19 protein-coding genes are annotated in these 24904 nt (G+C 63.2%); 13 read left to right on the top strand and 6 right to left on the bottom strand.

What is annotated here, in order from left to right; translation table 11 throughout:
* Nucleotides 1–460 precede the first annotated feature (460 nt).
* Together HXS66_RS05965 and HXS66_RS05960 are read left to right on the top strand one after the other, a co-directional pair.
* On the top strand, nucleotides 461–2020 hold the full coding sequence (locus HXS66_RS05965) for a sigma-54-dependent transcriptional regulator (RefSeq protein ID WP_084208116.1): 1560 nt from the start codon (nucleotides 461–463) through the stop codon (nucleotides 2018–2020).
* 232 nt (nucleotides 2021–2252) lie between these two features.
* Nucleotides 2253–2852 (top strand): MarR family transcriptional regulator, encoded by a 600-nt coding sequence (locus tag HXS66_RS05960; RefSeq protein ID WP_240499676.1) that lies wholly within the window; start codon nucleotides 2253–2255, stop codon nucleotides 2850–2852.
* 99 nt (nucleotides 2853–2951) lie between these two features.
* Here HXS66_RS05960 and cfa read toward each other — a convergent pair whose 3' ends face one another.
* Both cfa and HXS66_RS05950 read right to left on the bottom strand, forming a co-directional pair.
* A complete protein-coding gene (gene cfa, locus HXS66_RS05955) occupies nucleotides 2952–4130 on the bottom strand; it encodes a cyclopropane fatty acyl phospholipid synthase (protein WP_077374696.1) in 1179 nt (392 codons plus the stop codon).
* A 450-nt stretch (nucleotides 4131–4580) separates the two neighbouring features.
* A complete protein-coding gene (locus tag HXS66_RS05950; protein ID WP_077374692.1) occupies nucleotides 4581–4958 on the bottom strand; it encodes a hypothetical protein in 378 nt (125 codons plus the stop codon).
* Nucleotides 4959–5377: 419 nt separating this feature from the next.
* Between HXS66_RS05950 and fdhA the strand changes: the two genes are divergently transcribed.
* On the top strand, nucleotides 5378–6586 hold the full coding sequence (gene fdhA, locus HXS66_RS05945) for a formaldehyde dehydrogenase, glutathione-independent (protein WP_084208117.1): 1209 nt from the start codon (nucleotides 5378–5380) through the stop codon (nucleotides 6584–6586).
* Nucleotides 6587–6712: 126 nt separating this feature from the next.
* Here the strand turns inward: fdhA and HXS66_RS05940 are convergent, their stop codons facing one another.
* Nucleotides 6713–8089 carry a PLP-dependent aminotransferase family protein gene (locus HXS66_RS05940; protein ID WP_176503093.1) on the bottom strand — a complete coding sequence of 459 codons (1377 nt, stop codon included), beginning with the start codon at nucleotides 8087–8089 and terminating at the stop codon, nucleotides 6713–6715.
* Nucleotides 8090–8255: 166 nt separating this feature from the next.
* On the opposite strand from HXS66_RS05940, the gene HXS66_RS05935 reads away from it, so the two are divergent.
* On the top strand, nucleotides 8256–9134 hold the full coding sequence (locus HXS66_RS05935; protein ID WP_176503092.1) for an EamA family transporter: 879 nt from the start codon (nucleotides 8256–8258) through the stop codon (nucleotides 9132–9134).
* 131 nt (nucleotides 9135–9265) lie between these two features.
* Nucleotides 9266–10504, top strand: coding sequence for an acetylornithine deacetylase (gene argE / locus HXS66_RS05930; protein WP_308478074.1), 1239 nt, complete (start codon nucleotides 9266–9268; stop codon nucleotides 10502–10504).
* 46 nt (nucleotides 10505–10550) lie between these two features.
* Here argE and HXS66_RS05925 read toward each other — a convergent pair whose 3' ends face one another.
* Nucleotides 10551–11489, bottom strand: a complete 939-nt coding sequence (locus HXS66_RS05925) for a LysR family transcriptional regulator ArgP (protein WP_077374680.1) — start codon at nucleotides 11487–11489, stop codon at nucleotides 10551–10553.
* A 161-nt stretch (nucleotides 11490–11650) separates the two neighbouring features.
* On the opposite strand from HXS66_RS05925, the gene HXS66_RS05920 reads away from it, so the two are divergent.
* The gene (locus tag HXS66_RS05920; RefSeq protein ID WP_077374677.1) at nucleotides 11651–12256 is read left to right on the top strand and encodes a LysE/ArgO family amino acid transporter; all 606 of its coding nucleotides are present in this window, start codon (nucleotides 11651–11653) and stop codon (nucleotides 12254–12256) included.
* A 355-nt stretch (nucleotides 12257–12611) separates the two neighbouring features.
* Nucleotides 12612–13694, top strand: coding sequence for a 4-hydroxyphenylpyruvate dioxygenase (gene hppD, locus HXS66_RS05915; protein WP_176503091.1), 1083 nt, complete (start codon nucleotides 12612–12614; stop codon nucleotides 13692–13694).
* Nucleotides 13695–13848: 154 nt separating this feature from the next.
* Here the strand turns inward: hppD and HXS66_RS05910 are convergent, their stop codons facing one another.
* Nucleotides 13849–14334 carry an Lrp/AsnC family transcriptional regulator gene (locus tag HXS66_RS05910; RefSeq protein WP_077374671.1) on the bottom strand — a complete coding sequence of 162 codons (486 nt, stop codon included), beginning with the start codon at nucleotides 14332–14334 and terminating at the stop codon, nucleotides 13849–13851.
* Between the two features lie 511 nt (nucleotides 14335–14845).
* On the opposite strand from HXS66_RS05910, the gene leuA reads away from it, so the two are divergent.
* Both leuA and gltS read left to right on the top strand, forming a co-directional pair.
* The gene (leuA, locus tag HXS66_RS05905) at nucleotides 14846–16570 is read left to right on the top strand and encodes a 2-isopropylmalate synthase (RefSeq protein ID WP_084208120.1); all 1725 of its coding nucleotides are present in this window, start codon (nucleotides 14846–14848) and stop codon (nucleotides 16568–16570) included.
* Between the two features lie 458 nt (nucleotides 16571–17028).
* Nucleotides 17029–18219 carry a sodium/glutamate symporter gene (gene gltS, locus HXS66_RS05900; RefSeq protein WP_077374665.1) on the top strand — a complete coding sequence of 397 codons (1191 nt, stop codon included), beginning with the start codon at nucleotides 17029–17031 and terminating at the stop codon, nucleotides 18217–18219.
* A 144-nt stretch (nucleotides 18220–18363) separates the two neighbouring features.
* Here gltS and HXS66_RS05895 read toward each other — a convergent pair whose 3' ends face one another.
* Entirely contained in the window at nucleotides 18364–19860 is a 1497-nt protein-coding gene (locus tag HXS66_RS05895; RefSeq protein WP_077374662.1) for a DASS family sodium-coupled anion symporter, read from the bottom strand.
* 526 nt (nucleotides 19861–20386) lie between these two features.
* Between HXS66_RS05895 and galE the strand changes: the two genes are divergently transcribed.
* From galE to HXS66_RS05875, 4 genes are all read left to right on the top strand, one after another.
* Nucleotides 20387–21406 carry a UDP-glucose 4-epimerase GalE gene (gene galE, locus HXS66_RS05890; protein ID WP_084208121.1) on the top strand — a complete coding sequence of 340 codons (1020 nt, stop codon included), beginning with the start codon at nucleotides 20387–20389 and terminating at the stop codon, nucleotides 21404–21406.
* A 167-nt stretch (nucleotides 21407–21573) separates the two neighbouring features.
* Nucleotides 21574–22404, top strand: coding sequence for a 3'(2'),5'-bisphosphate nucleotidase CysQ (gene cysQ / locus HXS66_RS05885; RefSeq protein WP_176503090.1), 831 nt, complete (start codon nucleotides 21574–21576; stop codon nucleotides 22402–22404).
* A gap of 25 nt (nucleotides 22405–22429) precedes the next feature.
* Nucleotides 22430–24325 carry a phosphoethanolamine transferase gene (locus tag HXS66_RS05880; protein ID WP_176503089.1) on the top strand — a complete coding sequence of 632 codons (1896 nt, stop codon included), beginning with the start codon at nucleotides 22430–22432 and terminating at the stop codon, nucleotides 24323–24325.
* Nucleotide 24326: 1 nt separating this feature from the next.
* Nucleotides 24327–24904: nucleotide sugar dehydrogenase (locus HXS66_RS05875; protein WP_176503088.1), on the top strand; the 578-nt coding region annotated here is incomplete at its 3' end.

Here is a 24904-nt window from a genome sequence, read left to right as displayed (position 1 = left end):
CAACCTCCCGAACGGTATGGCGGCGCTGCGTGGGCAGGCTGCCGTGTTGTCATCATGGCGGACATGTCAGTCCCTGCATGTCGATGACTACGCTAGGCCTTGTCGGACAGCCTTGACCAGTGCCACGGCCCGCTTTTGCACGGCAGATAACGGTGCGATGTCCCGTCTCTTGTCACATAATCCTGACACCTGTGCGGCTGATGGCCTCGATCAGTGCCATTTGGGCAGTTTTGCGTGCCGGCAATACTGTCTATTGTAAGGAATGCTTTACGAGGTTTTTGATAACGCTTACGTTAACGTCATCGATGTGCCGCATTGCCCTGCGGTAGCCCGAATGATGTCCTCGGGTCATCAGCGTTTCCCCTCCACGCTTGTGATCCTCAAGCGCCTGACCCTCAGAGCCGTGCCGTCAGAGCCACCCTGACAGCGGCGATATGCCAACGACAATGCCGAGAATGCCATGCGCCTCAAACTGACCTGTCAGAACCGGATCGGGATTCTGCGCGACATCCTGGCCCCCTTTGCCGATTACGGCCTCAACGTGTTGCGTGGTGAGGTCGGTGGGGAGGCCAACAACTCCATCTATCTGCATGTTCCCAACATGCTGCGCATGCAGCTCTCCACCCTGAAGCCAGCACTGGAGGAAATTCCCGGGGTCTTCAAGGTCACCCGGGTCAGCCTGATGCCCACCGAACGGCGTCATCTGGAGCTCAATGCGCTGCTGTCATCGCTGTCTGATCCGGTGATGTCCATCGACATGGAGGGACGCGTGGTGGCGGCCAATCGTGCGGCCGGCAAGCTCTTGGGCGTCCGCATCGATGAGGTGCCGGGGCTGGCACTGACGCGTCACATCCAAGATGTCGACCTGCCGGAGCTGATCCGGCGCAACAATGCCCGCGTCAACGGCCTGCGCCTGCGTGTCGGAGAGGAAACCTTCCTGGCCGACATCGCGCCGCTGCATACCGAGAACGAGGACGTGGCCTCGCTGGCGGGGGCCGTGGTCACCCTGCATCGTGCGGACCGTCTGGGCTCGCGTATCTATCAGATCCAGCGTACCGAGGTGCGGGGGTTCGAGGCCATCTTCCAGGCAAGCCGTCAGCTGTCCGCCGTGGTCAAGGAGGCCAGGCGCATGGCGCCGCTGGATGCCCCGCTGTTGATCGAGGGCGAGACCGGCACCGGCAAGGAATTGCTGGCGCGCGCCTGCCATCTGGCCAGTCCGCGCGGGCAGGCACCGTTCATGGCACTCAATTGTGCGGGCCTGCCGGAGTCAATGGCCGAGACGGAGCTGTTCGGTTACGCCCCGGGCGCCTTCGAGGGGGCACGGCCGGAAGGCAAGCTGGGTCTGCTGGAGCTGACCAGTGGTGGCACCATCTTCCTCGATGAGGTCGGCGAGATGAGCCCGCGCATGCAGGTCAAGCTGCTGCGCTTTCTGCAGGATGGTGGCTTCAGGCGTGTCGGCAGCGATGAAGAGACCTTTCTGGATGTGCGCGTCATCTGCGCGACCCAGCAGGACCTGCCGGCGCTGAGCAGCGAAGGGCGCTTCCGCCACGACCTCTTCCATCGTCTCAATGTGCTGTGCGTGCAGATTCCGCCACTCAGGGAATGCCTGGATGGACTGGAGGAGCTGGCACATCACTTTCTCGAACGTGCCGTGCGCCAGATCGGAGCGCGTGTTCGCACTCTCTCACCGGAGGCGATGGCACGCCTGCGCGGCTATCACTGGCCCGGCAACGTGCGCCAGCTGGAAAACGTGCTGTTCCAGGCGGTCTCGCTGTGCGAGGGCGAGGTGATCGAGGCGCAGCATCTGCGCCTGATTGGCGAGGTGCGCGATGAAGGTCTGGACAGCATCGATCTGGCAGGCAGCCTCGGCGATATTCACGACGAGGTGGAGCGGCGCGTGCTGGCGCGTCTTTATCCGGAGTTCCCCTCCAGCCGACTGCTGGCCAAGCGTCTTGGTGTCTCGCACACCACCATTGCCAACAAGCTCAAGCGCCACGGGATCGGCTCGGAGGCGGACTAGCCGCGCGAGAATCACGCGGGCGCTCACGCACGCGCTCAGACATGCAAACAGGCCAGCGCGCCATCGGAAAGGGGAGTGGCAGGATGCTGCCGAGCGCGTCCCGTCACTCGTGTTTTGATTTGCCCGCTAATAAAGCGTATGATTCCGCCATTCATTAGCAAGCTAAATTGACGTTGGCATCGCGGGGCTCATCCAGGGGGTGAGCCCCGTGGCGTGGAGACGGAGAATCATCATGCAACAAGGCACTGACGACGAAGTGGCGCTGCAGGCGATGAAAGCCTGTGATGATGCTCAACCCCTTCACGAGACCATCAAGCCCTCCCTGGGAGGCCTGCTCGGGCGTGTCCACCGCCTGTGGCGTACCTCGATCACGACCGCGGTCGAGCCATTGGGGATGACGGAAGCCCGCTGGACGGTGATGGTGCATCTGGAGAAGCTTGGCGAGGGCTGTACCCAGCAGATGCTGGCCAGCGAGCTGGGAATCGAGATGCCGTCGTTGACGCGCACGCTCAATCAGCTCGAGTGTCAGCAGCTGATTCGTCGCGAACCCCACGCCACGGATCGTCGTGCTCGCTGCCTGTGGTTCACCGAGGCGGGGCATGAATGCCTTGTGCAATTGGGTGAGCGCATCGCGCGAGTCCGCGAGGAGCTATATGTCGGCTTCGAGGATGAATCGCTGGATCAGCTGGCCGGCATGCTTCAGGCGCTGGAGCGCAATGCCAGGCACAGCATCTCCCGCTCGCAGGCCGAGTCGGCAGGCAATGCCCCGGCATCACGGACAGGTGCCAGAGGGACGCGCTCCCGGTCACCGGCGACGCATCGTGAGTCATGAGTCATGGGTCACCAAGGGGCAAGTCGTCCCCTGGTGAGTCGCCTTGCCGGACGCCTGGCACGGCTGGAGAGTGCCAGGCGCACGGAGGGCGCAAGCGGATCAGCGTGGTGCGTCGTAACGCCCCGGATTGCCGTGGGTGAAGACCACCTGCCAGAGCTGAAGCTGGCGGGCGCGGAAGGCCCCGGCACAGGCACCCAGATAATACTCGAACATGCGCTTGTCCCGCGTCGTGTAGGTGTCGGCCAGTTCATGCCATCTGGCATCGAGGTTGGCACGCCATGCCATCAGCGTCGGGTCGTAGTCGGCACCGAAATTCTGCCAGTCCTCCATGATCAGGTGATGCTCGCTGGCCTGGATCAGTTGACTGGCACTGGGCAGCACGCCGTTGGGGAAGATGTAGCGATTGACCCAGGGGTCCGCGGAGATGTCGCTCAGGTTGGAGCCGATGGTGTGCAGCACGAAGCGACCGCCGGGGCGCAGCAGCTGCGCGACACGGGTGAAGTAGGTCGCGTAGTTCTTGTGGCCGACGTGCTCGAACATGCCGATGGACACGATGGCATCGAAGGTGCCGACCTCGTGACGGAATTGCTCGTCACGGTAATCCTTGAGCAGGATCTCCACTGGCAGGCCATGGCAATGTTCCCGCGCCAGCGCCGCCTGCTCGGCGGAAATGGTGATGCCGACGACTTCCACGCCATAGTGGCGCGCGGCGTAGGCGGCGAAGCTTCCCCAGCCACAGCCGATGTCCAGCACGCGCATGCCGGGTGTCAGCCCGAGCTTGCGACAGGCGAGATCCAGCTTGGCCTGCTGGGCCTGCTCCAGGTTCTCCGGCGCGATCGGCAATCCTTTCCAGTATCCGCAGCTGTAGCACAGGGTCGGGTCCAGCATGCGGGTGAAGAGGTCATTGCCGAAGTCGTAATGCACCTTGCCCACCACCTCGGCACGACGACGGCTCTGCAGATTGATGACTCCCGCCTGGAGGCGGTAGGCGATGCGCTCACCAAAGGTGTGGGCTCGCTCCCCCAGCCCATGCTTGAGCAGGCGATGGATCATCTCGTCGATCCGTTCGCAATCCCACCAGCCTTCCATGTAAGCCTCACCCAGCCCCAGACTGCCCTGATTCAGCACCCGCCGGAACAGATCCGGATGGCGGACGCAGATATCCCAGGGGTCAGGGCCATTCAGACTGACCCCGGAGCCAGAGAGCAGGCGCTCGACGATCTGTCGTTGACGGTTTTCGGGTAGTGCAACGGGGGCCAGGCGTTGTTCGATACTCATGGAAAAGCCTCCTTGACGGCGCTGGGCGCGTAGAGTCCTGATGGATTCGTCATGGCAAATGGCAGTGATCGACCGCCCCGGGCGTTGGGTAGTCGAGCGTCTCGCATGGCAATGCTCGGGTGTCACGGCTGTCTGATACGCAAAAGCTTCGCCTCCGCTCCCGCGTGCTGCGCTGTCCTGGGGGGATGGCAGGCGCCGAACTGGCGAGCGCTTTCGTCTCAGCATAGTCAAGAGTCGTCTAATGCGGCGCTGCAATATCCCGTCGTGGGCGGCAACCCGAGGTTGCGCGTTCCGAACGGCCGTCCGTCTCCGGGGGTTCGTGATGCATGAACGCAAGAAAGCCGCCCTCAGGGGCGGCTTTCTTGCGTTCATGCGCTCTTGTGCTCATGCGCTCTTGCATTCATGCACATGGCCTTGCTGTCAGCTCGGGCTGGCTGACGGGAAGGCGCCTCAGCGGCAGCGGATGGTCCAGGCGACCTTGTAGCCTTCACCTTCGTGGGTGGCGGCGGCCATCTCGGTATCTTCATTGATGGTGCCGCCTTCCAGCTGGTCGTTGCCTTCGGCTGCCTTGGACATGCTGTCCTGCGGTCCGAAGACACGGGAATCAAGCACGTCGTACTTGTCGCGATCCTGCTCCTCGCAGACTTCCAGAGCGCGTTCCTTGACCTGAGCGATGGCATCGTCACGGTCCTCATCGACGGCGCTGACCTCGTAACGCGTGTCCTGCTTCTCGATCACGCTGGTGTTGCCACAGCCCGCAATGAAGGCGGTTCCGGCGATGGCGACGGTCATGCAGGCGGTGCGCAGGGCGTTGGATGTCATGGTCATGGTCTCTCCTTGGAATGAATCAGGCCAATGGCTCGCAGCGAGACGCCGCTCACGGAGCGAGGGCTGGCGCGAGCGATTGCCATGGCGAAATGGGTTGCCCATCGTGCTCTGCTGATTGACGTGGGGGCAGTGTCACTGGCTTCAAGTGTGGCGATGCATCGACGCATCCTGTCGGCCAGGCGCGACGACCTCGGTCATGCGCACTGCCACTTTGGTCGTGGCATGTCTCGCATGGGCATGTCGATGCCTCATCTGGACAGCTCACCCGTGGCAAGTGGCCTAGTCTGCAGGGGCCCTTCAGGTCGGACGCCACCGACAGGGGGCGGGTGGTCGGCGTATCGGCAAGTGACGGGAGATGTCGTCAGCGTGCCTGTCTGACGCCGTCCATGCACCAAATCCCATGCCAGCAGGAGCACGTCATGTCAGCCAATGCCAATCGCGGAGTCGTCTACCAGGGAGCGGGGAAGGTGAGTGTCGAATCACTGGACTATCCGACCCTGGCGCTGGGAAATCGCAAGTGTGAACACGGCGTCATTCTCAAGGTCGTCTCGACCAATATCTGTGGTAGCGATCAGCACATGGTGCGTGGCCGGACCACGGCACCCCAGGGCCTGGTGCTGGGCCACGAGATCACCGGACTGGTCGTCGAGGCTGGTCGCGACGTGGAATTCATCAAGGTCGGCGACATCGTCTCGGTCCCGTTCAACATCGCCTGCGGGCGCTGCCGCAACTGCAAGGAAGGCAAGACGGGGATCTGTCTGAACGTCAATCCGGCGCGTCCCGGCGCGGCCTACGGCTATGTCGACATGGGCGGCTGGACTGGCGGGCAGACGGATTACGTCATGGTGCCCTATGCCGACTTCAACCTGCTCAAGTTCCCGGATGCCGATCAGGCGATGGAGAAGATCCGTGATCTGACGCTGCTCTCCGACATCTTCCCGACAGGCTTCCATGGCTGCGTGACTGCAGGGGTCGGGCCGGGCGCCACGGTCTACATCGCGGGTGCCGGGCCGGTCGGGCTGGCGGCGGCGGTGTCTGCCCAGCTGCTGGGGGCGGCCTGCGTCATCGTCGGGGACATGATTCCCGAGCGTTTGCAGCAGGCCGAGAGCTTCGGCTGCGAGACCATCGACCTGCGTCAGGAAGGCTCGATGGAGGACAAGGTCGAGGCGATTCTCGGCGAGCGCGAAGTGGATTGCTTCGTCGATTGCGTCGGCTTCGAGGCGCATGGCTGTGGGTGTGATCATGGGCGTGAGCAGCCGGCGACGGTACTCAACTCGGCAATGGCGCTGACGCGTGCCGGCGGCCAGATCGGCATTCCCGGCCTCTATGTCACCGAAGACCCGGGCGCCGAGGATGAGGCCGCCAAGGTCGGTGCGCTCTCCATGCGCTTCGGACTGGGCTGGGCAAAGTCTCACTCGTTGCACACGGGGCAGTGTCCGGTGATGAAGTATCACCGCCCGCTGATGCAGGCGATCCTGTTCGGGCGCGTCAATATCGCCGATGCGGTCAACGTGCAGGTCATCAGTCTGGAAGAAGCGCCGCAGGGCTACGCGGACTTCGACGGTGGGGCTGCCAAGAAATTCGTCATCGACCCCCATGCCATGGTGCGCAACGGGCGCGCTGCCTGATATCGGGCATGAGAGACCCTTCGTGACAGGAGGCTTTCGCTACAGACGACGCTGCCACGACCTGTTGACCGGGGCGTGGCAGCGTCGTCTGCATTGTCTGACAGGCGCATGTGAGCACGACAACCTTCAGCGTTTGCAGTGATTCGCGATCAACGTCATCAGGCGGGCGAGTTCCTGCTCGATCCGCTCATCCGGTGCAAGGCCGATATTGAGACGCAGACAATTGCGATAGCGCGCAGATTCGGTAAACCAGGGGCCGATCCGGATATCAAGCTGTGCCTGCTCGGCGGCCTTGCCGAGGGCCCTGGCATCGAGGCCGGGCACCTCGATCCACAGCACCAGGCCACCTTGTGGTTGCGTCACGCGACTGCCCTCGGGCAGATGCTGACTCAGATAGTTGAGGTAGTGGGCCTTGTGCTGGCTGAGCTGGTGACGGACACGTTTGAGGTGACTGGCATAGGCGCCGGAATCGATGAAGTCCGCGACGGCGCACTGTACCAGCGTCGGCACACCCAGCGCGCGCTTGAGATATGGCGGAAGGAATCGACCGGGCCGACACCAGCCCAGTCGGTAGCTCGGTGACAGGGTCTTGGAGACCGAACCACACCAGATGATGAAGCCACCTTCGTCGTGGCAGGCCGTTGGCAGTGGCGGCGCTTCGCGATGGGTGAGCTCGAGATAGACATCATCCTCGATCACCGGCACGCGGTAGTGATTGGCAAGCCTGGCCAGGCGCTGTTTCTGCGCGGGAGTGAGGGTGATGCCCTGGGGATTCATGTGAGTGGTGCAGAACAGCCCGGCCTGCAGCTGACCGTTGGCGAGATGCTGTTCGAACTGATCGAGATCGATGCCTTGTGCACTCGAGGGAATCTCGATGACGTCGAGGGACAGCTGCGAGAGCAGATCCAGCAGGCCGTTGTAGCACGGTGAGCTGACTGCCACCGTGTCGCCGGGTTGCGTGCAGACCTCAAGCGCCGTCCTGACCGCATCCATGCAGCCGTAAGTGATGACCAGCTCCTCACTGCCCAGCGCAAAGCCGGCCTGGGTGAAATGGCTCGCCAGGGCGCTCAACAGTGCGGGTTCGCCTTGCGCGGCGGGATACTGGGTGAGGGTATGCACGGCCCGCTTCATGGCGCGGCGCAGGCTGCGATCCAGTGCCTGCCGGGTCGCCTTGTCCAGCGCCAGATGCGCAGTGCCCAGCGGCCCGCACCACCTCTGCGTGCGATGGCGATGCGTGGCGGGTGTGATGACTCGGCTCTCGAAGGACTGCCAGGTGGGCGCGGGCATGACACGTGAGGGCTCGGCGATGAAGAACCCCGATTGTGGGCGAGCCATCAGCCAGCCCTGCGATTCCAGCTCCGCATAACAGCTGACCGCCGTCGACACGCTGATGCCGTGCTGGCGGGCAAACTGGCGCAGCGACAGCATGCGATCCCCGGTACTGAGTCTGCCGGCCTGAATATCCTGAATGCACTTCTCTGCCAGCTGTCGATAGCGTGCCATGAGCGAACTGTACTGGTGGAATGTCCAGAAACTGTATCTGTACGGCCTTGGTACGGCAAGCGAGACTGGCCCTCGTATGCCGCACGTCATCACCGTGATGTTCCACGGTCACGGACAGCGGCGGTCATTGCCCGTCGTCAAGGGAACCTCGATCAGGAGACACGCCATGCAGGGACGCGATCTATTGCTCATCACCAGCGTGATGGCAATCTGGGGCTTCAACTTCTCGATGATCAAGCTGGGGGTCAGCGACATGGATCCCTTGCTGATCGCCGCGGCGCGCTTCGCGTGCGCCACCTTTCCGCTCATCTTCTTCATCCGCAAGCCGCAGGTGCCGTGGCGCTACCTGATGGCCTACGGGCTGGTGTTCGGTACCGGTATCTGGGGCATGGCCTCATGCTCGATCACCTTCGGACTGTCCTCTGGCATGGCGGCGGTCCTGTTGCAGACCGATGTGCTGACCACGGTGCTGGTCGGCGTGCTGCTCTACCGGGAGATCATCTCGCCGCGCATGGCGGCAGGCATTCTGGTCTCGCTGGTGGGGCTGGTGGTCTCCGTCTTCACCACCAACGGCAACGTGACCCTGGCGGGACTTGCCTTCATCCTGCTGGCGGCGATCTGCTGGCCCCTGGCTGGCGTGATTCTGCGCAGCTCCGGCACGCGCGCACCTTTCGCCTTCAACCTCTGGGGCATGCTGTTTGCACCGCTACCGCTGATGGCGCTGAGCGTCGCGATGAATGGCTGGGGGGGGCTGAGTGCCACCTATCAACAGTGGGGGATGGATGCCTGGGTCTCGGTGCTGTTCCAGGCCTATCCGACGACCCTCTTTGGTTACTGGGTCTGGAACCGGATGCTGCTCAAGTATCCGATGAGTCAACTGGCCCCCATGACCTTGCTGGTCTCGGTGTTCGCGTTGCTCAGTGGTTACGCCATCTTTGATGAGCAGTTGTCGCTGGCACAGTGGCTCTCGTGCAGCATCTTCCTGTTCGGGATCGCGCTGGTGCTCTATCCCCCGCGTCGCAAGGCGCTTGCGGCCTGTGGCTGATCGCGGCACTCCTGGCCCGGTGCCTGGCGCTTGTTGTCAAAGGTGCGCTGCGCTATACCGGTGAGCACATGAGGCCAGCGCGTTGCGCATGGTGCTCTCCGCTCAGATGTCCCCGAACAGGAATGCCCCCCATGCACGCTTCCGCCACCAGCGCCGTCGATACCGCCAGCCTGATGCCTCAGCACGCCGACTTCTCCGATTGGCCGAACAGCCGTGAATGGCTGGCGCATCTGATCCATTTCGCGACCGTGTCACGTGACTCGAATCTGGCGTTGATCCATTGCCTGCGTGATGCTCTGGAAGTGGCCGGTGTCAGCGCCGAGATCATTCATGATGATGGCGGTGACAAGGCCAATCTGCTCGCGGTGATCGGCCCTGACGTGGAGGGCGGTGTGGTGCTGTCCGGGCATACCGATGTGGTGCCGGTGGAGGGGCAGGCCTGGGACAGTGATCCCTTCACGCTGCGCGAGGCCGATGGCCGCCTGTATGGGCGGGGCTCATCCGACATGAAGGGCTTCATCGCCTGCTGCATGGCGGCGGTGCCGGCGCTGGTGAGTGCAGCGCGTGATGGCAAGCTTGAAAGGCCTGTGATTTTCGCCTTCTCGTATGATGAAGAAATCGGCTGTCTCGGCGCGCCGCGCATGATCGCGCGTCTGCGTGATCGCCTGCCGCGCCCGGCGGCGGTGCTGGTGGGGGAGCCGACCCTGATGAGCGTCGTCGATGCCCACAAGGGCATCACGGTCATCCGCACCACGGTGACCGGCAAGCCGTCGCATTCCAGTCAGGTCAATCTGGGGGTCAGCGCGATTCATCTGGCGGCACGCATGGTCACCTTCATCGAGGACCGCATGCAGGCGCGCATCGATTGTGGGCATCTCGACGAGCGTTTCGAGGTGCCGCATGCCAGCCTGCATGTCGGGCGCATCGAAGGCGGCACGGCCGTCAACATCACCGCAGGGCAGTGCATCTTCGATTGGGAGTTGCGCCATCTGCCGGGCGAGGATGTCGAGGCGATGCTGGCGGAGATCGATGCCTACGCGGAGCGTCTGCTCGTGCCCTATCGCGAGCGGGCGCCCGAGGTGGCGATCCACAGTGAGCGCACGGTGGAGACGGTGCCGGCGCTGGGGCAGGGCGAACGTGATCCGGCGATCCATCTCTGTCAGCGTCTGCTGGGGGAGGCGCGTGCCAGTCAGGCGGTGACCTATGCCACCGAAGCGGGCCAGTTCCAGCGCGAAGGCTGGCCGACGGTGGTCTGCGGGCCCGGCTCCATCAGCGTGGCCCATCAGGCCAATGAGTACATCGACATCCGCCAGCTGGCGGCCTGTGATCGCTTTCTCGCTCAGCTGGTGCGTGAGCAGCAGACGAGCTGAGTGCGAGGGGCTGGCGTGATGCGGACAGGGTCATAAGCTTACAGGATCACAGGGTCCCCGGGCGTGGCGGTTGCTGCTCCGGTATGGGCAGCAGCATGGCGCTGCAGTGGCGCAGCAGGTGATCAGTGAGCTGTTCGAGGGTGCTGCCGCCATGGCGCCAGTGATGCCAGTAGAGCGGGATGTCCAGCGCGTGGTCCGGCGCGATATCGACCAGTTCACCGCTGTCCAGCAGGTGGCGCGCCTGCTGCTCGGGAATCATCCCATAGCCCATGCCACTCAAGGCCAGGTGAACGAAGCCTTCTGAGGAGGGACAGAGGTGATGCGGGAAAGGCTCGTCGAAGCCCATCTCGGCCAGCAGCCGATGCTGCAGACGGTCATCCCGGCCATAGACGATGGCGGGCATGCTGCGCAGTTTCTCGGCAGGCAGACGTGACGGGATGACGCCATCCTCTCCGGCGATGTGGCGGCGCACGAAATCCGGGCTGGCCAATGCGCGATACCGCATGCTGCCCAGCGGATGTGAGCGTGCCCCCTGGACCGGGCGTGGGGTCGAGCAGATGCAGCCCGCCACCTCGCCATCGCGCATGCGCTTGAGGGCGACCTCCTGATCTTCCACCAGCATATCCAGCAGCAGCTCGTGCGTCTGACAGAAGGCACCGGTGACCTGTGGCCACCAGGTGGCCAGCGAGTCGGCATTGATGGCGATGCGCAGGCGCTGCTCGCTGTCACCGAGAGCGGGAATCTGATCCAGCAGGTCATGCTCCAGCAGGCGCACCTGCTGCACATGATTGAGCAGACGCCGCCCCAGTGGAGTCGGCCCCAGGCGTGGCGTGCGCACCAGTACCGGCTGACCCAGACGGGCCTCCAGCAGCTTGATGCGCTGCGAGACCGCTGATTGTGTCAGGCCCAGCGCGCGTGCCCCGCGCTCGAAACCTGCCTGGTCGATGACGGCGGCCAGCGCCTCCAGCAGTTTGTAGTCCAGCATCAGAAATCCTTATGAGCCATTCCCTGAATCAATTTCCATGATGTATTCATCCTAGCGTACTCTGCCTGCGGCTGCAGCGCCGGGAAGTCCGGAAGCGCGCCGAAGACAGACAGGGGCGCAACGCGCTGAATCCGAGAATCATGCAAGGGAAGGGCAGTGTCATGTGGTGGTCAGTGTTCAATGGAGCAGGTGTCGGGGCCGGGCTGATCATCGCCATCGGTGCCCAGAATGCCTTCGTGCTGGGGCAGGGGCTCAAGCGCGAACATCAATGGTGGGTCGCGGGGCTCTGTGCGCTGTGTGATTGGCTGCTGATCGTGGCGGGGGTCTTGGGGCTGGGGGCCTTGATGCAGCAATCCCCCATGTTGATGAGCATCGCGCGTTGGGGAGGTGTCGCCTTCCTGCTCTGGCAAGCGGTCAAGGCGCTGGGGCGCATGCGCAGTGGTGGGCAGCTCACGGCGAGTACGGCGCTCAAGGCGAGCCTTGGCAAGGTGCTGATGGCGACGCTGGCGGTGACCTTGCTCAATCCGCAGGTCTATCTGGATACCCTGGTGATGCTGGGTGCCATCGGGGCACAACAGAGCTCGCCGGCGGGCTTCATCGCCGGAGCCAGCCTGGCCTCGATGGTCTGGTTCTTCGGGCTGGTGGCCTGTGCTGGCTGGCTGGCACCCCGCCTGACCAGTCCGCGTGCCTGGCAGGTCATCGAAGCCTTCATCGCGGCCATTCTGCTGGCCGTCGCCTGGCAGCTGGGCAGTGGCGCCTGGCTCTAGCGGCCAACGCAAGACGGGCATGTGGCAGTCGCAGGCGCGACGCGCCGATAGGTGTAAAGAAAGCATGACGCAGTGTCAGGCGCTCGCGGCAGTGAGAGCGCCCCGGGTGAGCAGTGTCGAGATGGCCGTCAGCACTATGGCAGAGTTTCGTTACATGTCTGGCGTGGGGGGAGGCAGGATACGGCACCAATGAGGGCGCAAGGTGCATGGGCAGGGCGGCAGGCAAGGCATAGATTCCCGATAACGGAATCGGGACATCACAGGTGATGTGCGGCGCGTTCGCCTGTCATGAAGGATGTCGCCCGCCTTTCTCTACCTTGCCTGCCTTGTCGGCAGCCTGACTCAGGAGTACCTCATGAACGCACCGGCGCGTATCGAACAGCACAACCCCATCGGCACGGACGGCTTCGAGTTCGTCGAGTTCACGGCACCGGATGCCGCCGGGATCGATGCCCTGCGTGGGCTGTTCTGCCAGCTTGGCTTTACCGAGACGCGGCGTCATCGCTCCAAGCAGGTGTTCCTGTTCCAGCAGCATGGCATCAATGTGGTGCTCAACGCCGAGCCGAACAGCCCCGCGGCACGCTTCGCGGCGATTCATGGCCCGAGTGCCTGTGCGATGGCCTGGCGCGTGGCAGATGCCGAGCAGGCGCATCGCTACGCGCTGGCGCACGGCGCACGCAGTGTCCAGCACCCTGTCGGCTCGGGAGAGGTCGGTATCCCGGCGGTGGAGGGGATTGGCGGCTCGGTGCTGTATTTCGTGGATCATCACCGGGAACGCTCGATCTACGACACCGACTTCGTCGCCATCGAGGGGGCGGTGGAGAATGCCATCAGCGTCGGCCTGCATACGCTGGATCATCTGACGCACAACGTCGGACGCGGCCAGATGGATGTGTGGGCGGACTTCTATGCCCGCATCGCCAACTTCCGCGAGATCCGTTATTTCGATATCGAGGGCAAGATGACCGGGCTCTTCTCGCGAGCCATGACAGCGCCCTGCGGCAAGATGCACATTCCCATCAACGAGTCCGCCGACGACAACTCCCAGATCGCGGAATTCATCCGGGATTACAACGGGGAAGGCATCCAGCATCTGGCGATGGCGACGGATGACATCTATGCCACCGTCAAGGCGCTCAAGGCCAATGGCGTCAAGTTCCTGACCACACCCGAACCCTATTATGAAAAGGTTGATGCACGGGTGCCCAACCATGAAGAGAACGTCGAGGATCTCAAGGCCTTGAGCCTGCTGGTGGATGGCGCACCGGGTGAAGGAATCCTGTTGCAGATCTTCACCGAGACGGTGATCGGGCCGATCTTCTTCGAGATCATCCAACGCAAGGGCAATGACGGTTTCGGTGAAGGCAATTTCAAGGCGCTGTTCGAATCCATCGAGGAAGACCAGATCCGTCGCGGGGTGCTGGAGGGCGAGCGGTGAGCTTCATCGCGAGCAGCGGGCGCTCACCAGAGCTGGCCCGCCGGAGTGACCGGCTAGCGTGGCCGTCAGCCTGAACCTTCCGCCTTGAAACGACGACGCCCCGCCGAGATTCGGCGGGGCGTCGTCGTTTGGTCAACTGGCCTTCATGGCGTCATCACATCGTCGGCACGCGCTGATGGTCGATCACCTGACGCAGCACGAAGCTTGAATGCACGCCGGTGACGCCCTCGATACGGGTGATCTGCTTGAGCAGCAGGTCGTGATAGTCATCCATGTCATTGACGACCACCTTGAGCTGGTAGTCGGCTTCCTGACCGGTGATCAGCAGGCACTCCATCACCTGGGGCAGCGCCGCGATGGTTTCCTCGAAGTTGGCGAAGCGCTCCGGGGTATGGCGGTCCATCGAGATATGCAGCAGCGCCATCAGGCTCAGGCCCAGCTTGCGGGCATCGACCTGTGCCCGATACCCCGTGATCATGCCGCTTTCTTCCAGGGCACGTACCCGGCGCAGGCAAGGTGACGGTGACAGGCCAATGCGCTCGGCGAGCTCCTGATTGCTGATGCGTCCCGACTGCTGGAGTTCGTCAAGAATCCGTCGATCGAAGCGGTCCAGTGTCGGGAGAGAAATGTTCTGGCTCATTTTTCGCAATCCATTGGCGGTGAAGGTGTGAATTATGAAATAAAATGCTTTCAAGATGGCGGTTTAGTGGGTTTTTCGCAATCATGCGCCCCGATATGAAGCATATACTGTAATCACTGTTCAGCGATTCAGATGTTCGACCATCAGGGTCGTGCGAGCAGTTGGACTGGCCACCCTGTCCAGCCCGCTTCCTGCGGAACCCGGCTCGCTTCTGATCGATGCGAGGCCGCTGAGAGGCATTCGACGGTGATCCCGCGATCTCTCCTTCCGCGCTGGCAACCGTGATCCGGAGCCACGTCCTGTCGCAGGTAGCGGCCATGTTCTCTACCTCCGACTTGCTTGCCTGTCGCGCTGGCGGCAAGCTTTCGGATGCGAGGGCCTTGATGCCCTCGTCATCTCACATTTACTCAGGCGCCCCGATTGGGACACTGTTGAGCGGGAAAGGTGCCATCGAATCCGCATCCGGATGTCGAACGTTGCTTTCCACGCCCACCACGCCAAGGACACGACCATGACTGCTGCATCCACGCCAAGTGCTGCCTTCGACCACACCAAATATCGCCCCGTCACGCCTGTCGCGCTGACCGACCGCCAATGGCCGTCGCGTACCGTGACCCAGGCGCCGCTATGGGCCAGTGTCGACCTGCGCGATGGCAACCAGGCGCTGCTTGAGCCGATGACGGTCGAGCAGAAGAAGCTGATGTGGAAGCTGCTGGTCAAGATCGGCCTCAAGGAGATCGAAGTCGGTTTCCCGTCCGCCAGTCAGCTCGATTTCGACTTCGTGCGCTGGTTGATCGAGGAAGACCAGGTGCCGGAGGGTGTCAGCATCCAGGTGCTGGTGCAGGCGCGTGAGCACTTGATCGCCCGTACCTTCGAGTCACTGGTCGGGGCGCGCGATGCCGTGGTGCACGTCTACAACTCCACCTCCACCGTTCAGCGCGAGCGGGTGTTCGAGATGGATCGTGAGGGCATCAAGGCCATCGCCGTCGAAGGTGCGCAGCTGGTCAAGGACTACGCTGCGCGTTACCCGGACACCCACTGGGTGTTCCAGTACTCGCCGGAGAGCTTCACTTCCACCGAGATGGATTACGCCGTCGAGGTCTGTGAAGCGGTGATGGATGTCTGGCAGCCGACACCGGACAATCGCTGCATCCTCAACCTGCCGGCCACGGTGGAAGTGGGCCCGCCCAATCACTTCGCGGATCAGGTCGAGTACTTCATCAAGCACTTGAGCCGTCGTGACTGCGCGATCATCTCGCTGCATACCCACAACGACCGGGGCGGTGCCGCTGCCGCTGCCGAGCTCGGCCTGCTGGCCGGGGCGGACCGCATCGAAGGAACCTTGCTGGGCAATGGTGAGCGTACCGGCAACATGGACCTGATCACCATGGCGATGAACCTCTACAGCCAGGGGATCGACCCGGAGCTGGATCTCTCCAATCCCGACGAGATCATCCAGGTCTACACCGAGTGCACCAACCTGCCGGTGCATCCGCGCCACCCGTGGGTCGGGGAGCTGGTCTACACCGCCTTCTCCGGCAGCCATCAGGACGCGATTCGCAAGTGCCTCAAGAAGCAGCAGGCGGACGAGCCGTGGCAGGTCGCCTATCTGCCCATCGACCCGCAGGATCTGGGCCGCGACTTCCAGGCGGTGATTCGCGTCAACAGCCAGTCCGGCAAGGGCGGCATGGCCTTCCTGCTCGAACGCGATCACGGCATCAGTCTGCCGCGCTGGATGAGCCTCGAGCTCGCCCCGCACGTGCAGAAGGCCAGCGAGCAGGTCAGTGGTGAGCTGTCCAGCAACCAGATCCGCGCGATTCTCGATGCCAGCTTCAAGCGCGAGGCACCGCTGAGTCTCAAGGGCTATCGATTGGATCGTGAGGGGGCCGAGCAGCTCACCGCGACACTGATTGACGAGAAGGGTGAGCAGATTGCCCTGGCCGGTGAAGGCAACGGTGCCATCTCCGCCTTCATGGATGCCTGGCAGCGCCACACCGGTGCCACCGTCAGCGTGGTGGACTACGGCGAGCATGCGCTCGGGGAAGGCAGTGACGCCGTGGCGGTGGCCTTCGTGATGCTCAATCTCGATGGGAAGCGCGTCTGCGGCATGGCCGAGGATGGTGACACCGTGAGCGCGTCACTCAAGGCGGTGCTGTCGGCGGTCAATCGCGGCCTGGAAAGCAGTGCACGCAGTGAAGCGGAACGTGCCGAAGAGGCGGGTCCCGTCGCCGTCTGACGGCAATGAGCGACACGAGCGTCCACGAAAGGCGGAAATCCTGCTTGCAGTGACGGTCCACGAAGCCCTCGCCCCTTGCGGCGAGGGCTTCGTCGTTTCTCAAGGCCGATCACTCCCCAGCCCAGTCATGGCAAGGGATGAGCGCAATGTCAGTAGCTGATAACCCCGGCCTTGGCATGGCGAGCGGATATAGACTTTTGTCGGAAGTTGTCTGACGAGTCAATATCCGGACTTGCACCGGTGCCATCCCTGCGTATCATCGCTGCATCCGCGTAAATGATAACGATCTGGTGGTACAACGGATTCGAGAGCACAACAATTCCAAGCGGTGCAAGGGCAACCCCCCTGAGTGACGAGACAATGGATGTGTCCCCATCCCCTCGTCGGTCGGGATTCGCCGGTGCACCTCTCGTTCAGGAGGTCCGCTAGAACAACCCACAACTACTCATCGGTATCGCATGATTCAACTTGATGCTATCACTACCCTGCTGCTGGCGGCGCTTGTCCTCGTCGTCGGTCATCTGATTGTCGAGCGCGTACGCGTGCTGCGCGAGTTCAACATCCCCGAACCTGTGGTCGGCGGTCTCATCGCCACCCTCATCGTCACCGGCCTGCGTGGCCTGGGCTACGAGTTCCAGTTCTTCGCCGGTCTCCAGACCCCCTTCATGTTGCTGTTCTTCGGCTCGGTCGGCCTGTCGGCGGACGTCCGCATGATTCGTGCCGGCGGCAGCAAGCTGATCCTGTTCCTCGTGCTGGTCATCGGCCTGCTCATCCTGCAGAACCTGCTGGGTGTCGGTGTTGCCAGCCTGTTTGGCCTCGACCCGGTACTGGGGCTGCTCGGCGGTTCCATCACCATGTCCGGTGGTCACGGTACAGGGGCTGCCTGGGCCAACGTCTTCGCCGACGAATATGGCATCAATGGCGCGATGGAAGTCGCGATGGCCTGTGCCACCTTCGGGCTGGTGTTCGGGTCGCTGATCGGTGGGCCGACGGCACGTTTCCTGATCAATCGCATGAAGCGTGAAGGACAGGACATCAATGCCCAGGTCAGCGATTCCGAGTATGACGAGACGGAAGTCCAGCACCCGCTGAATACCGCCAATGCTCTGAAAACGCTCTTCATGTTGCTGCTCGGGGTCGTCAGCGGTCAGCAGCTGCAGGCACTCACGGCGGATACGGCCTTCTCGCTGCCGACCTTCGTGTGGGTGCTGTTCAGCTGTATCGTCATCGGCAACGTGGTGCGCGCCTTCGGCGACAAGCACCTCAATACCCATGCCGTGGATGTGCTGGGCAACATCAGTCTGTCCATCTTCCTGGCACTGGCACTGATGACGCTCAAGCTCTGGGATCTGGCCAATCTGGCACTGCCGATTCTGGCCATCCTGCTGGCACAGGTCGCGCTGGTGTTCCTCTACACCACCCAGGTCACCTTCCGCCTGATGGGCAAGAACTACGACGCTGCGGTACTGGTCGCGGGTAACTGTGGTTTCGGCATGGGCGCCACGCCGACGGCGATCGCCAACATGCAGGCGGTCACGCAGCACCACGGGCCGTCACGTCTGGCCTTCATCATCGTGCCGGTGGTGGGTGGCTTCCTGATCGATATCGCCAACTCGCTGATCATCAAGGGCTTCCTCGGCTTCTTCTGAACATGACAGCAGGTGTCATGATGAGATGTCGCAGAATCTGCCTGGCATGAACGACAACGCCGGACTCCATGGGAGTCCGGCGTTGTCGTTTCAGGGGATCCCCCTTGCGGCGCGAGTGATGGGTCACGTCACGCTGTCAGGGAATCAGCTCCACAGTGCCACGATCAGGCCATAGGCCAGCAGCGTGACCACCACGGTGCCTGCCAGGTTCAGGAAGAAGCCGGCGCGCATCATGGTCTGGATCTTGAGGTGCCCGGTGGCGAACACGATGGCATTGGGTGGCGTGGCCACCGGCATCATGAAGGCGCAGCTGGCCGCGATGGCCGCCGGCACGGTGATCAGCAGCGGGTCGATGTCCAGCGACAGCGCAAGCGCGCCCAGCAGGGGCAGGAAGGCGGCGGCCGTCGCGGTATTGGACGTGACCTCTGTCAGGAAGATGATCACCAGTACCACGATGCCCACGAGCCCGATGAGCGGCAGCACGCTGAACATCGACAGCTGTCCGGCGATCCACTCCGCCAGACCCGAGCTCTTGATGACGCCCGCCAGTGCCAGTCCACCCCCGAACAGCAGCAATACGCCCCAGGGCAGGTCACGCGCGTCTTCCCACACCAGCAGGCGACGACCGCGTGAGGTGCCGGAGGGAATCGCGAACAGCCCGACGCCGATGGCCATGGCGATGCCGGTATCCGACAGCCACTCAAGGCCGCTCTGATTGATCAGCGGGCGGAACATCCACAGCAGGGCGGCTACCAGGAAGGCGATGCCGACACGTTTCTCGGCGCTGCTCATGACACCCAGTGCCTTGAGCTCACGCTTTATCATCTCGCCACTGTCCGAAGTCTCGGATGCGAAGGAGAAGGGCGTGCGCGTCAACCACCACCAGGTGATGGTGCACATCGCGATGGCCACCGGCAGGCCGACGACCATCCACTGGGCGAAGCCGATCTCGATGCCCTGGTCACTGGACAGGTAACCCGCCAGCAGGGCATTCGGCGGCGTACCGATCAGTGTCGCGATACCGCCAAGGCTGGCGGAGTAGGCGATGGCCAGCAGCAGGGCGGCGGCGTAGCGCTTCAGCTCCGGGTCGTCGCTGTCGCGCTCATCCCGGCCACTGGACATCAGGCTGACCACTGACATGCCGATGGGCAGCATCATGATGCTGGTCGCGGTATTGGATACCCACATGCTGATGAAGCCGGTGGCGATCATGAAACCGGCGATCTGACGGCGGGGCGAATGGCCGGCAAGCTTCAGCGTATGCAGGGCCACGCGGCGATGCAGGTCCCAGCGCTGCATGGCGATCCCGAGCAGGAAGCCGCCGAGGAACAGATAGATGGTCGGATTGGCATAGGCTGCCGTGGTGCTCTTGATGTCGTCGATGCCAAGTGCGGGCACCAGCACGATGGGCAACAGCGACGTCACCGGTATCGGCAATGCTTCGGTGGCCCACCAGGTCGCCATCAACAGCGCCAGGCCCACGCAGAGCCAGGCGGTGTCCGGCATGTCGCCCGGGGCAGGGGTCAGCCAGGTCAGCAGCAGCAGGAGCGGACCGAGTATCAGACCGATACGCGCCGCAAGTGGCGCTTGTGGCGGCGTGGAGGATTGATCAACGACGTGATCGGTAGGTTGCTCAGGCATGTCGACTCCAGAGAAGCCCGCTGGCGACAGGCTTCCTCATCATGTTGGTCATCGTGTTGTTGGTATGGGTCATGGTAGGTGATGGCACGTTGTCGTGTTGGCGTTGTTCACTGCACGGCATGCATTCGTTCCTGAACGGGAGGTCATGCACGTCGTGTCATGCTGCCTGCGTCGGTCGATCGCCGCCGAGAGTCGGTCAGGTGGGGCTTTCGGGCCGGCCGGCGGCGCCATTGTCTCAGCATTGCGCCACGGCTCAATAGCCTTCATTGCCTGTTTCGAAACTCCCGTGGGTGAAACCTTGACGCCGCGCAAGCGCGACGCTCGATCCGAGGCGCTCAGGTCGCGTGCGAGGCCTTGCGTGACGCCATCCTGCACGGGTCAGGTTGCTGTCTGGCGACAGACGCTGTCGTTGGCTGTGGACTTGTGAGCGCAAGGGCTGGAAGGTAGGGTTAGCAGCCATGAACGGGGCCAGCGCAGGTCAACTGCGCGGCCCACTGTCGCGTTACTTTCACAAGGAAGATGATGGATGATTCTGGTCACGGGTGGTGCAGGCTACATCGGGTCTCATACGGTATTGGCGCTCATGGAGGCCGGCCATCAGGTGCTGGTGCTGGACAACCTGTCCAATGCCAGCGAAGCCTCCCTCGCGCGTGTGGCGACGCTTGCCGGACGCGAAGTGCCGTTCGTCGAAGGGGATATCCGCAACGGCGCGCTGCTCGACAGCCTGTTCGAGCGTCATGATATCGAGGCCGTGGTCCACTTCGCCGGGCTCAAGGCGGTGGGCGAGAGCGTCGCCAAGCCGCTGGCCTACTACGACAACAACGTCAATGGCACCCTGGTGCTGTGTGATGCCATGGCGCGGGCCGGCGTCAAGCGTATCGTGTTCTCTTCCTCCGCCACCGTGTATGGCGATCCGGCGTCCACGCCGATCCGTGAAGACTTCCCGACGTCCGCGACCAACCCCTACGGCCGCTCCAAGCTGATGGTCGAGGAAGTGCTGCGTGACCTGTCCGTGGCGGATGACAGCTGGCGCATCGCGCTGCTGCGCTATTTCAATCCGGTGGGTGCCCACGAGTCCGGTACCATCGGTGAGGACCCCAACGGCATCCCCAACAACCTGGTGCCCTATATCAGTCAGGTGGCGGTGGGTCGCCTTGAAGAGCTGGCCGTGTTCGGTGATGACTATCCGACGCCGGATGGCACCGGGGTGCGTGACTACATCCATGTCGTCGACCTGGCCGATGGCCACCTCAAGGCGCTGGACTATCTGGCCGGTGATGCGCGTGATGGCGTCCACACCTACAACCTGGGCACCGGCACTGGCTATAGCGTGCTGGACATGGTCAAGGCCTTCGAGAAGGCCAGCGGTCGCCCGGTGCCTTATCGCATCGCGCCGCGGCGTTCCGGTGATATCGCCGAATGCTGGGCGGAGCCGGACAAGGCCTTCAAGGAATTGAAGTGGAAGGCGGAGCTGGGGCTGGATCGCATGATGGCTGACAGCTGGCGTTGGCAGTCACGCAACCCCAATGGCTATCGCAGCAACTGAAGCAGGCATAGCAGCACCGATTGAGATGGGCGTGCGAGTGAGCTCGCACCCCGTCATCAATGGCTTCCTGGAAGCGGCCGTGGGCAGAATCCGCGGCCGCTTTTGCGTATGATGGCCCCGAGCTGAAAGCCGCGTGCTGACTCCCTTGAATTATCTGCGAGACTTCCATGAATCAGTCTGATGTCACCCCTGATCTTGAACTTCTGACGGCCATCGAGACGCTCTGCCGTGAAGCGGGGCAGGCGATACTCGCCGTTGCGCAGGGCGGCGATCTCGAGACACGCGCCAAGGCCGATGACAGTCCGGTGACGGCCGCGGATCTTGCGGCACACCGTGTGCTGGTGGAGGGGCTGGCCCGCCTGACGCCGCAGATTCCGGTGCTCTCCGAGGAAAGCGACAAGGCGGATATCGTGGTGCGCCGTGACTGGCAGACCTTCTGGCTGGTGGACCCGCTGGATGGCACCCGCGAGTTCGTCAACGGCAGTGGCGAATACACCGTCAATGTCGCCTTGATCCAGGGGACGCGCAGCGTGCTGGGCGTGGTGGATGCGCCGGTGCTCAGGGCGACCTGGAGCGGGCTTGATGGCGTGGGCGCGTTTCGCGAGGACGCCAATGGACGAACGGCCATTCGCGTCAGCCCGGAGCCCGAGGTGTTGAGAGTCGTGGCCAGCAAGTCGCATCTCGATGCGCAGACGGCGGCGCTGATCGAGCGTCTGACGCCGGTCGAGACCGTCAGCTGCGGCAGTTCGCTGAAATTCTGTCGTATCGCGGAAGGCGACGCGGATCTCTACCCGCGCTATGCCCCGACCTGCGAGTGGGACACCGCCGCGGCGCAGGCCGTGCTGGAAGCGGCGGGCGGGTGTGTCTTCGATGCGCAGAGCCTGACCGATGGTCAGCCGGATGTGCTGCGTTACAACGCGCGTGACACCCTCAGAAATCCTTTCTTCATTGCCTGTGGCCAGTCTGACGGCCGCTGGCGCCAGGTGCTGGAGTGCTGACGCTTGCGCCTGAGCGAGATGACTCATGATGCGTGAAACCCATGACAATGAGCGGCCCGGGGCCGGTGGTGGCGAAGGCATGCTGCGCCGCGCGGGGCGTGCTCTCTTTGCCAGACGCACCGATGGCGGTGTCGCCGGTGGGCTGATCAGCGCCGTGCTGCTGTCATCGCTGGCCAGTCTGGTGCCATTGATCTACCACGGGCTGCTCGAGGGCGGTCTGATCCTTATCGGCAACCTGCTGCTGTGGCCGTGTCTGCTGGCGGCAGCCCATCGCCCACGCTGGCGCTGGCCGGCACTTGGCCTGATGGCCGCACTGGGCGTCAATCTCTCGGCCAGTGTGGTCAGCGCCGTCTATTACGATTCGCGCTATGGCCTGGCCTTCGCGCTGAGTTCGCTGGATACCAGTCGCAGCGAGTCGATGGCGATGCTGTTCAAGTTCCCGCTGGCACTCATCGTGCCGCTGGGGTTCTTCCTGCTGGCCCTGTCACTGGCCAATCGCCATGGGGCGGGGTTGGCTCGCGCCCGGCTGGGGGGGCGCAGCGGAATCGCCTTCGTGCTCTGGATGCTGATGCTGCTGGCAGGTAGCTGGCAGTGGGGGCGTGCCAGCGTGCCGCTGGCCATCACCACGCTGTCGGTATCGCCGGGCTGGAACCTGGCCACCACCTCACATGCCTGGTGGGAAAAGGAGCGTTTCAAGGCACTGATGGCGGATGACTACGATTTCGGCAAGGTCACGCTCAGCCCTGAAGTGCCGGATGATGCGGTCTTCGTGCTGGTGATCGGTGAGTCCCAGCGGCGTGATCAGCTGTCGCTCTACGGGTATTCGCGTCCGACCACGCCCAATCTCGACGCCCGTCGTGATCAGCTGGTGGTCTTTGACCAGGCCATCGCGCCGGCGCCGCAGACGGTGCTGGCGGTGCCGATGCTTTCCAGTCTGATGGACCCGCGCACCTTCTCGCCGCGCTATCTGGATGCCAACCTGATTTCACTGGCCAATCAGGCCGGCATGCATACGGAGTGGCTGTCGCGTCAGGGGCTCGATATCACCTCCGAGCGCACCTGGATCACCGCCATCGCCCAGCGTGCCGACGTCGCCAGAACCATCATGACGGAGTACGACGACGGACTGCTGGATGCACTCGATGAGGCACTGGCGCGCAAGGTCAAAGGGCCGCGACTGATCGTGCTGCATCTGTACGGCAGCCATCCGCCGGCCAGCCTGCAGTACCCCGACTCGCTGCGTTACTTCCTGACACCGGACAGTACCTCGCCGCTGACCGATGCCTATGACGACAGTATCCGCTTCACGGACCAGGTGCTGGAGGGCGTCTTCCAACGTCTCGAGGGTCGCCATGCCGGCGTGCTCTACCTTTCCGATCATGGTCTTGAGCATGATCCGCTCAGCGATGCTTACGTGCATGGCGGTGATCGCCCCAGCCAGGCGCCTTATCGCATTCCCCTGTGGCTGTGGCAGGCGGGGCGTGGTCCCAATCCCGAGCGTGAGATGGTGCATCTGCGCGAGCATGCCCATCAGCCGTTCGCCAGTTTTGATCTTCCCTATCTGGCCAGTGACTGGATGGGAATCCACTTCTCGGGGGACAAGCCATGTCTGTCACCCTGGTCGGCCTGCTATCAGCCGCGCGAGCGCCATCCGGTGCTGGATCAACTGGGGCGTCTGAACTTCTTCGAGGATCTGCCGTCGGACTTTCTTGCCCGGCCGCTGGCCCCCGGTGCCGAAGAACTGGAAGAGGCCGTGGAGGCCACGACGCGTCTGCTGGAAAGTCCAGATGGCTTGCTCGACAGCGCTTCGGATGGCGCGTCATCCGCTCGTGCACAATCTTCTGGCGTGACGGCGAGGGAAACCTCCGCGCCGATCACCCTGTCACCCCCTTCACTACCCTCAGAGACACCCAAGGACTGACATGAAAATCACTGTCTTCGGAACAGGTTACGTAGGTCTGGTCACCGGCACCTGTCTGGCGGATGTTGGCCATGACGTGATCTGCATGGACGTGGATGCTGCCAAGATCGAGCGCCTCAAGCAGGGTGAGATCCCCATCTTCGAGCCGGGGCTCGAGAGCATGGTGACGCGCAACGTGGAGGCAGGGCGTCTCAACTTCACCACCGACGCCCGCGAGGCCGTCGCGCACGGCGTGCTGCAGTTCATCGCAGTGGGCACGCCGCCGGATGAAGACGGCAGTGCCGATCTCAAGTACGTGCTGGCCGTGGCGGGCACCATCGGTGAGCACATGGATGACTACAAGGTCATCATCGACAAGTCCACCGTGCCGGTGGGCACCGCGGATCGCGTGCATGCCCGGGTGGCAGAGGTGCTCGAGCACCGCGGCGTGAGCGTTGCGTTCGATGTCTGCTCCAACCCGGAATTCCTCAAGGAGGGCGCGGCGCTGGAGGACTTCACGCGCGGTGCCCGCATCGTGGTCGGCACCGATTCCGAGAAGGTGCGCGAGCGCATGCGCGAATGCTACGCCCCCTACAACCG

Source organism: Cobetia sp. 5-11-6-3 (genome assembly GCF_013374055.1).
Classification (GTDB): Bacteria; Pseudomonadota; Gammaproteobacteria; order Pseudomonadales; family Halomonadaceae; genus Cobetia; species Cobetia marina.
Note: the sequence above shows the minus strand (reverse complement) of the source record. Positions and strands in the feature narration are given on the sequence as shown.

Coding starts and splice junctions, on each gene's coding strand:
- fdhA (WP_084208117.1), top strand. CDS start 5,378: ATGTCAGCCAATGCCAATCGCGGAGTCGTCTACCAGGGAGCGGGGAAG.
- hppD (WP_176503091.1), top strand. CDS start 12,612: ATGAACGCACCGGCGCGTATCGAACAGCACAACCCCATCGGCACGGAC.
- HXS66_RS05935 (WP_176503092.1), top strand. CDS start 8,256: ATGCAGGGACGCGATCTATTGCTCATCACCAGCGTGATGGCAATCTGG.
- HXS66_RS05940 (WP_176503093.1), bottom strand. CDS start 8,089: ATGGCACGCTATCGACAGCTGGCAGAGAAGTGCATTCAGGATATTCAG.
- argE (WP_308478074.1), top strand. CDS start 9,266: ATGCACGCTTCCGCCACCAGCGCCGTCGATACCGCCAGCCTGATGCCT.
- leuA (WP_084208120.1), top strand. CDS start 14,846: ATGACTGCTGCATCCACGCCAAGTGCTGCCTTCGACCACACCAAATAT.
- cfa (WP_077374696.1), bottom strand. CDS start 4,130: ATGAGTATCGAACAACGCCTGGCCCCCGTTGCACTACCCGAAAACCGT.
- HXS66_RS05925 (WP_077374680.1), bottom strand. CDS start 11,489: ATGCTGGACTACAAACTGCTGGAGGCGCTGGCCGCCGTCATCGACCAG.
- HXS66_RS05950 (WP_077374692.1), bottom strand. CDS start 4,958: ATGACCATGACATCCAACGCCCTGCGCACCGCCTGCATGACCGTCGCC.
- HXS66_RS05920 (WP_077374677.1), top strand. CDS start 11,651: ATGTGGTGGTCAGTGTTCAATGGAGCAGGTGTCGGGGCCGGGCTGATC.
- HXS66_RS05910 (WP_077374671.1), bottom strand. CDS start 14,334: ATGAGCCAGAACATTTCTCTCCCGACACTGGACCGCTTCGATCGACGG.
- HXS66_RS05965 (WP_084208116.1), top strand. CDS start 461: ATGCGCCTCAAACTGACCTGTCAGAACCGGATCGGGATTCTGCGCGAC.
- HXS66_RS05960 (WP_240499676.1), top strand. CDS start 2,253: ATGCAACAAGGCACTGACGACGAAGTGGCGCTGCAGGCGATGAAAGCC.
- galE (WP_084208121.1), top strand. CDS start 20,387: ATGATTCTGGTCACGGGTGGTGCAGGCTACATCGGGTCTCATACGGTA.
- cysQ (WP_176503090.1), top strand. CDS start 21,574: ATGAATCAGTCTGATGTCACCCCTGATCTTGAACTTCTGACGGCCATC.
- HXS66_RS05895 (WP_077374662.1), bottom strand. CDS start 19,860: ATGCCTGAGCAACCTACCGATCACGTCGTTGATCAATCCTCCACGCCG.
- HXS66_RS05880 (WP_176503089.1), top strand. CDS start 22,430: ATGATGCGTGAAACCCATGACAATGAGCGGCCCGGGGCCGGTGGTGGC.
- gltS (WP_077374665.1), top strand. CDS start 17,029: ATGATTCAACTTGATGCTATCACTACCCTGCTGCTGGCGGCGCTTGTC.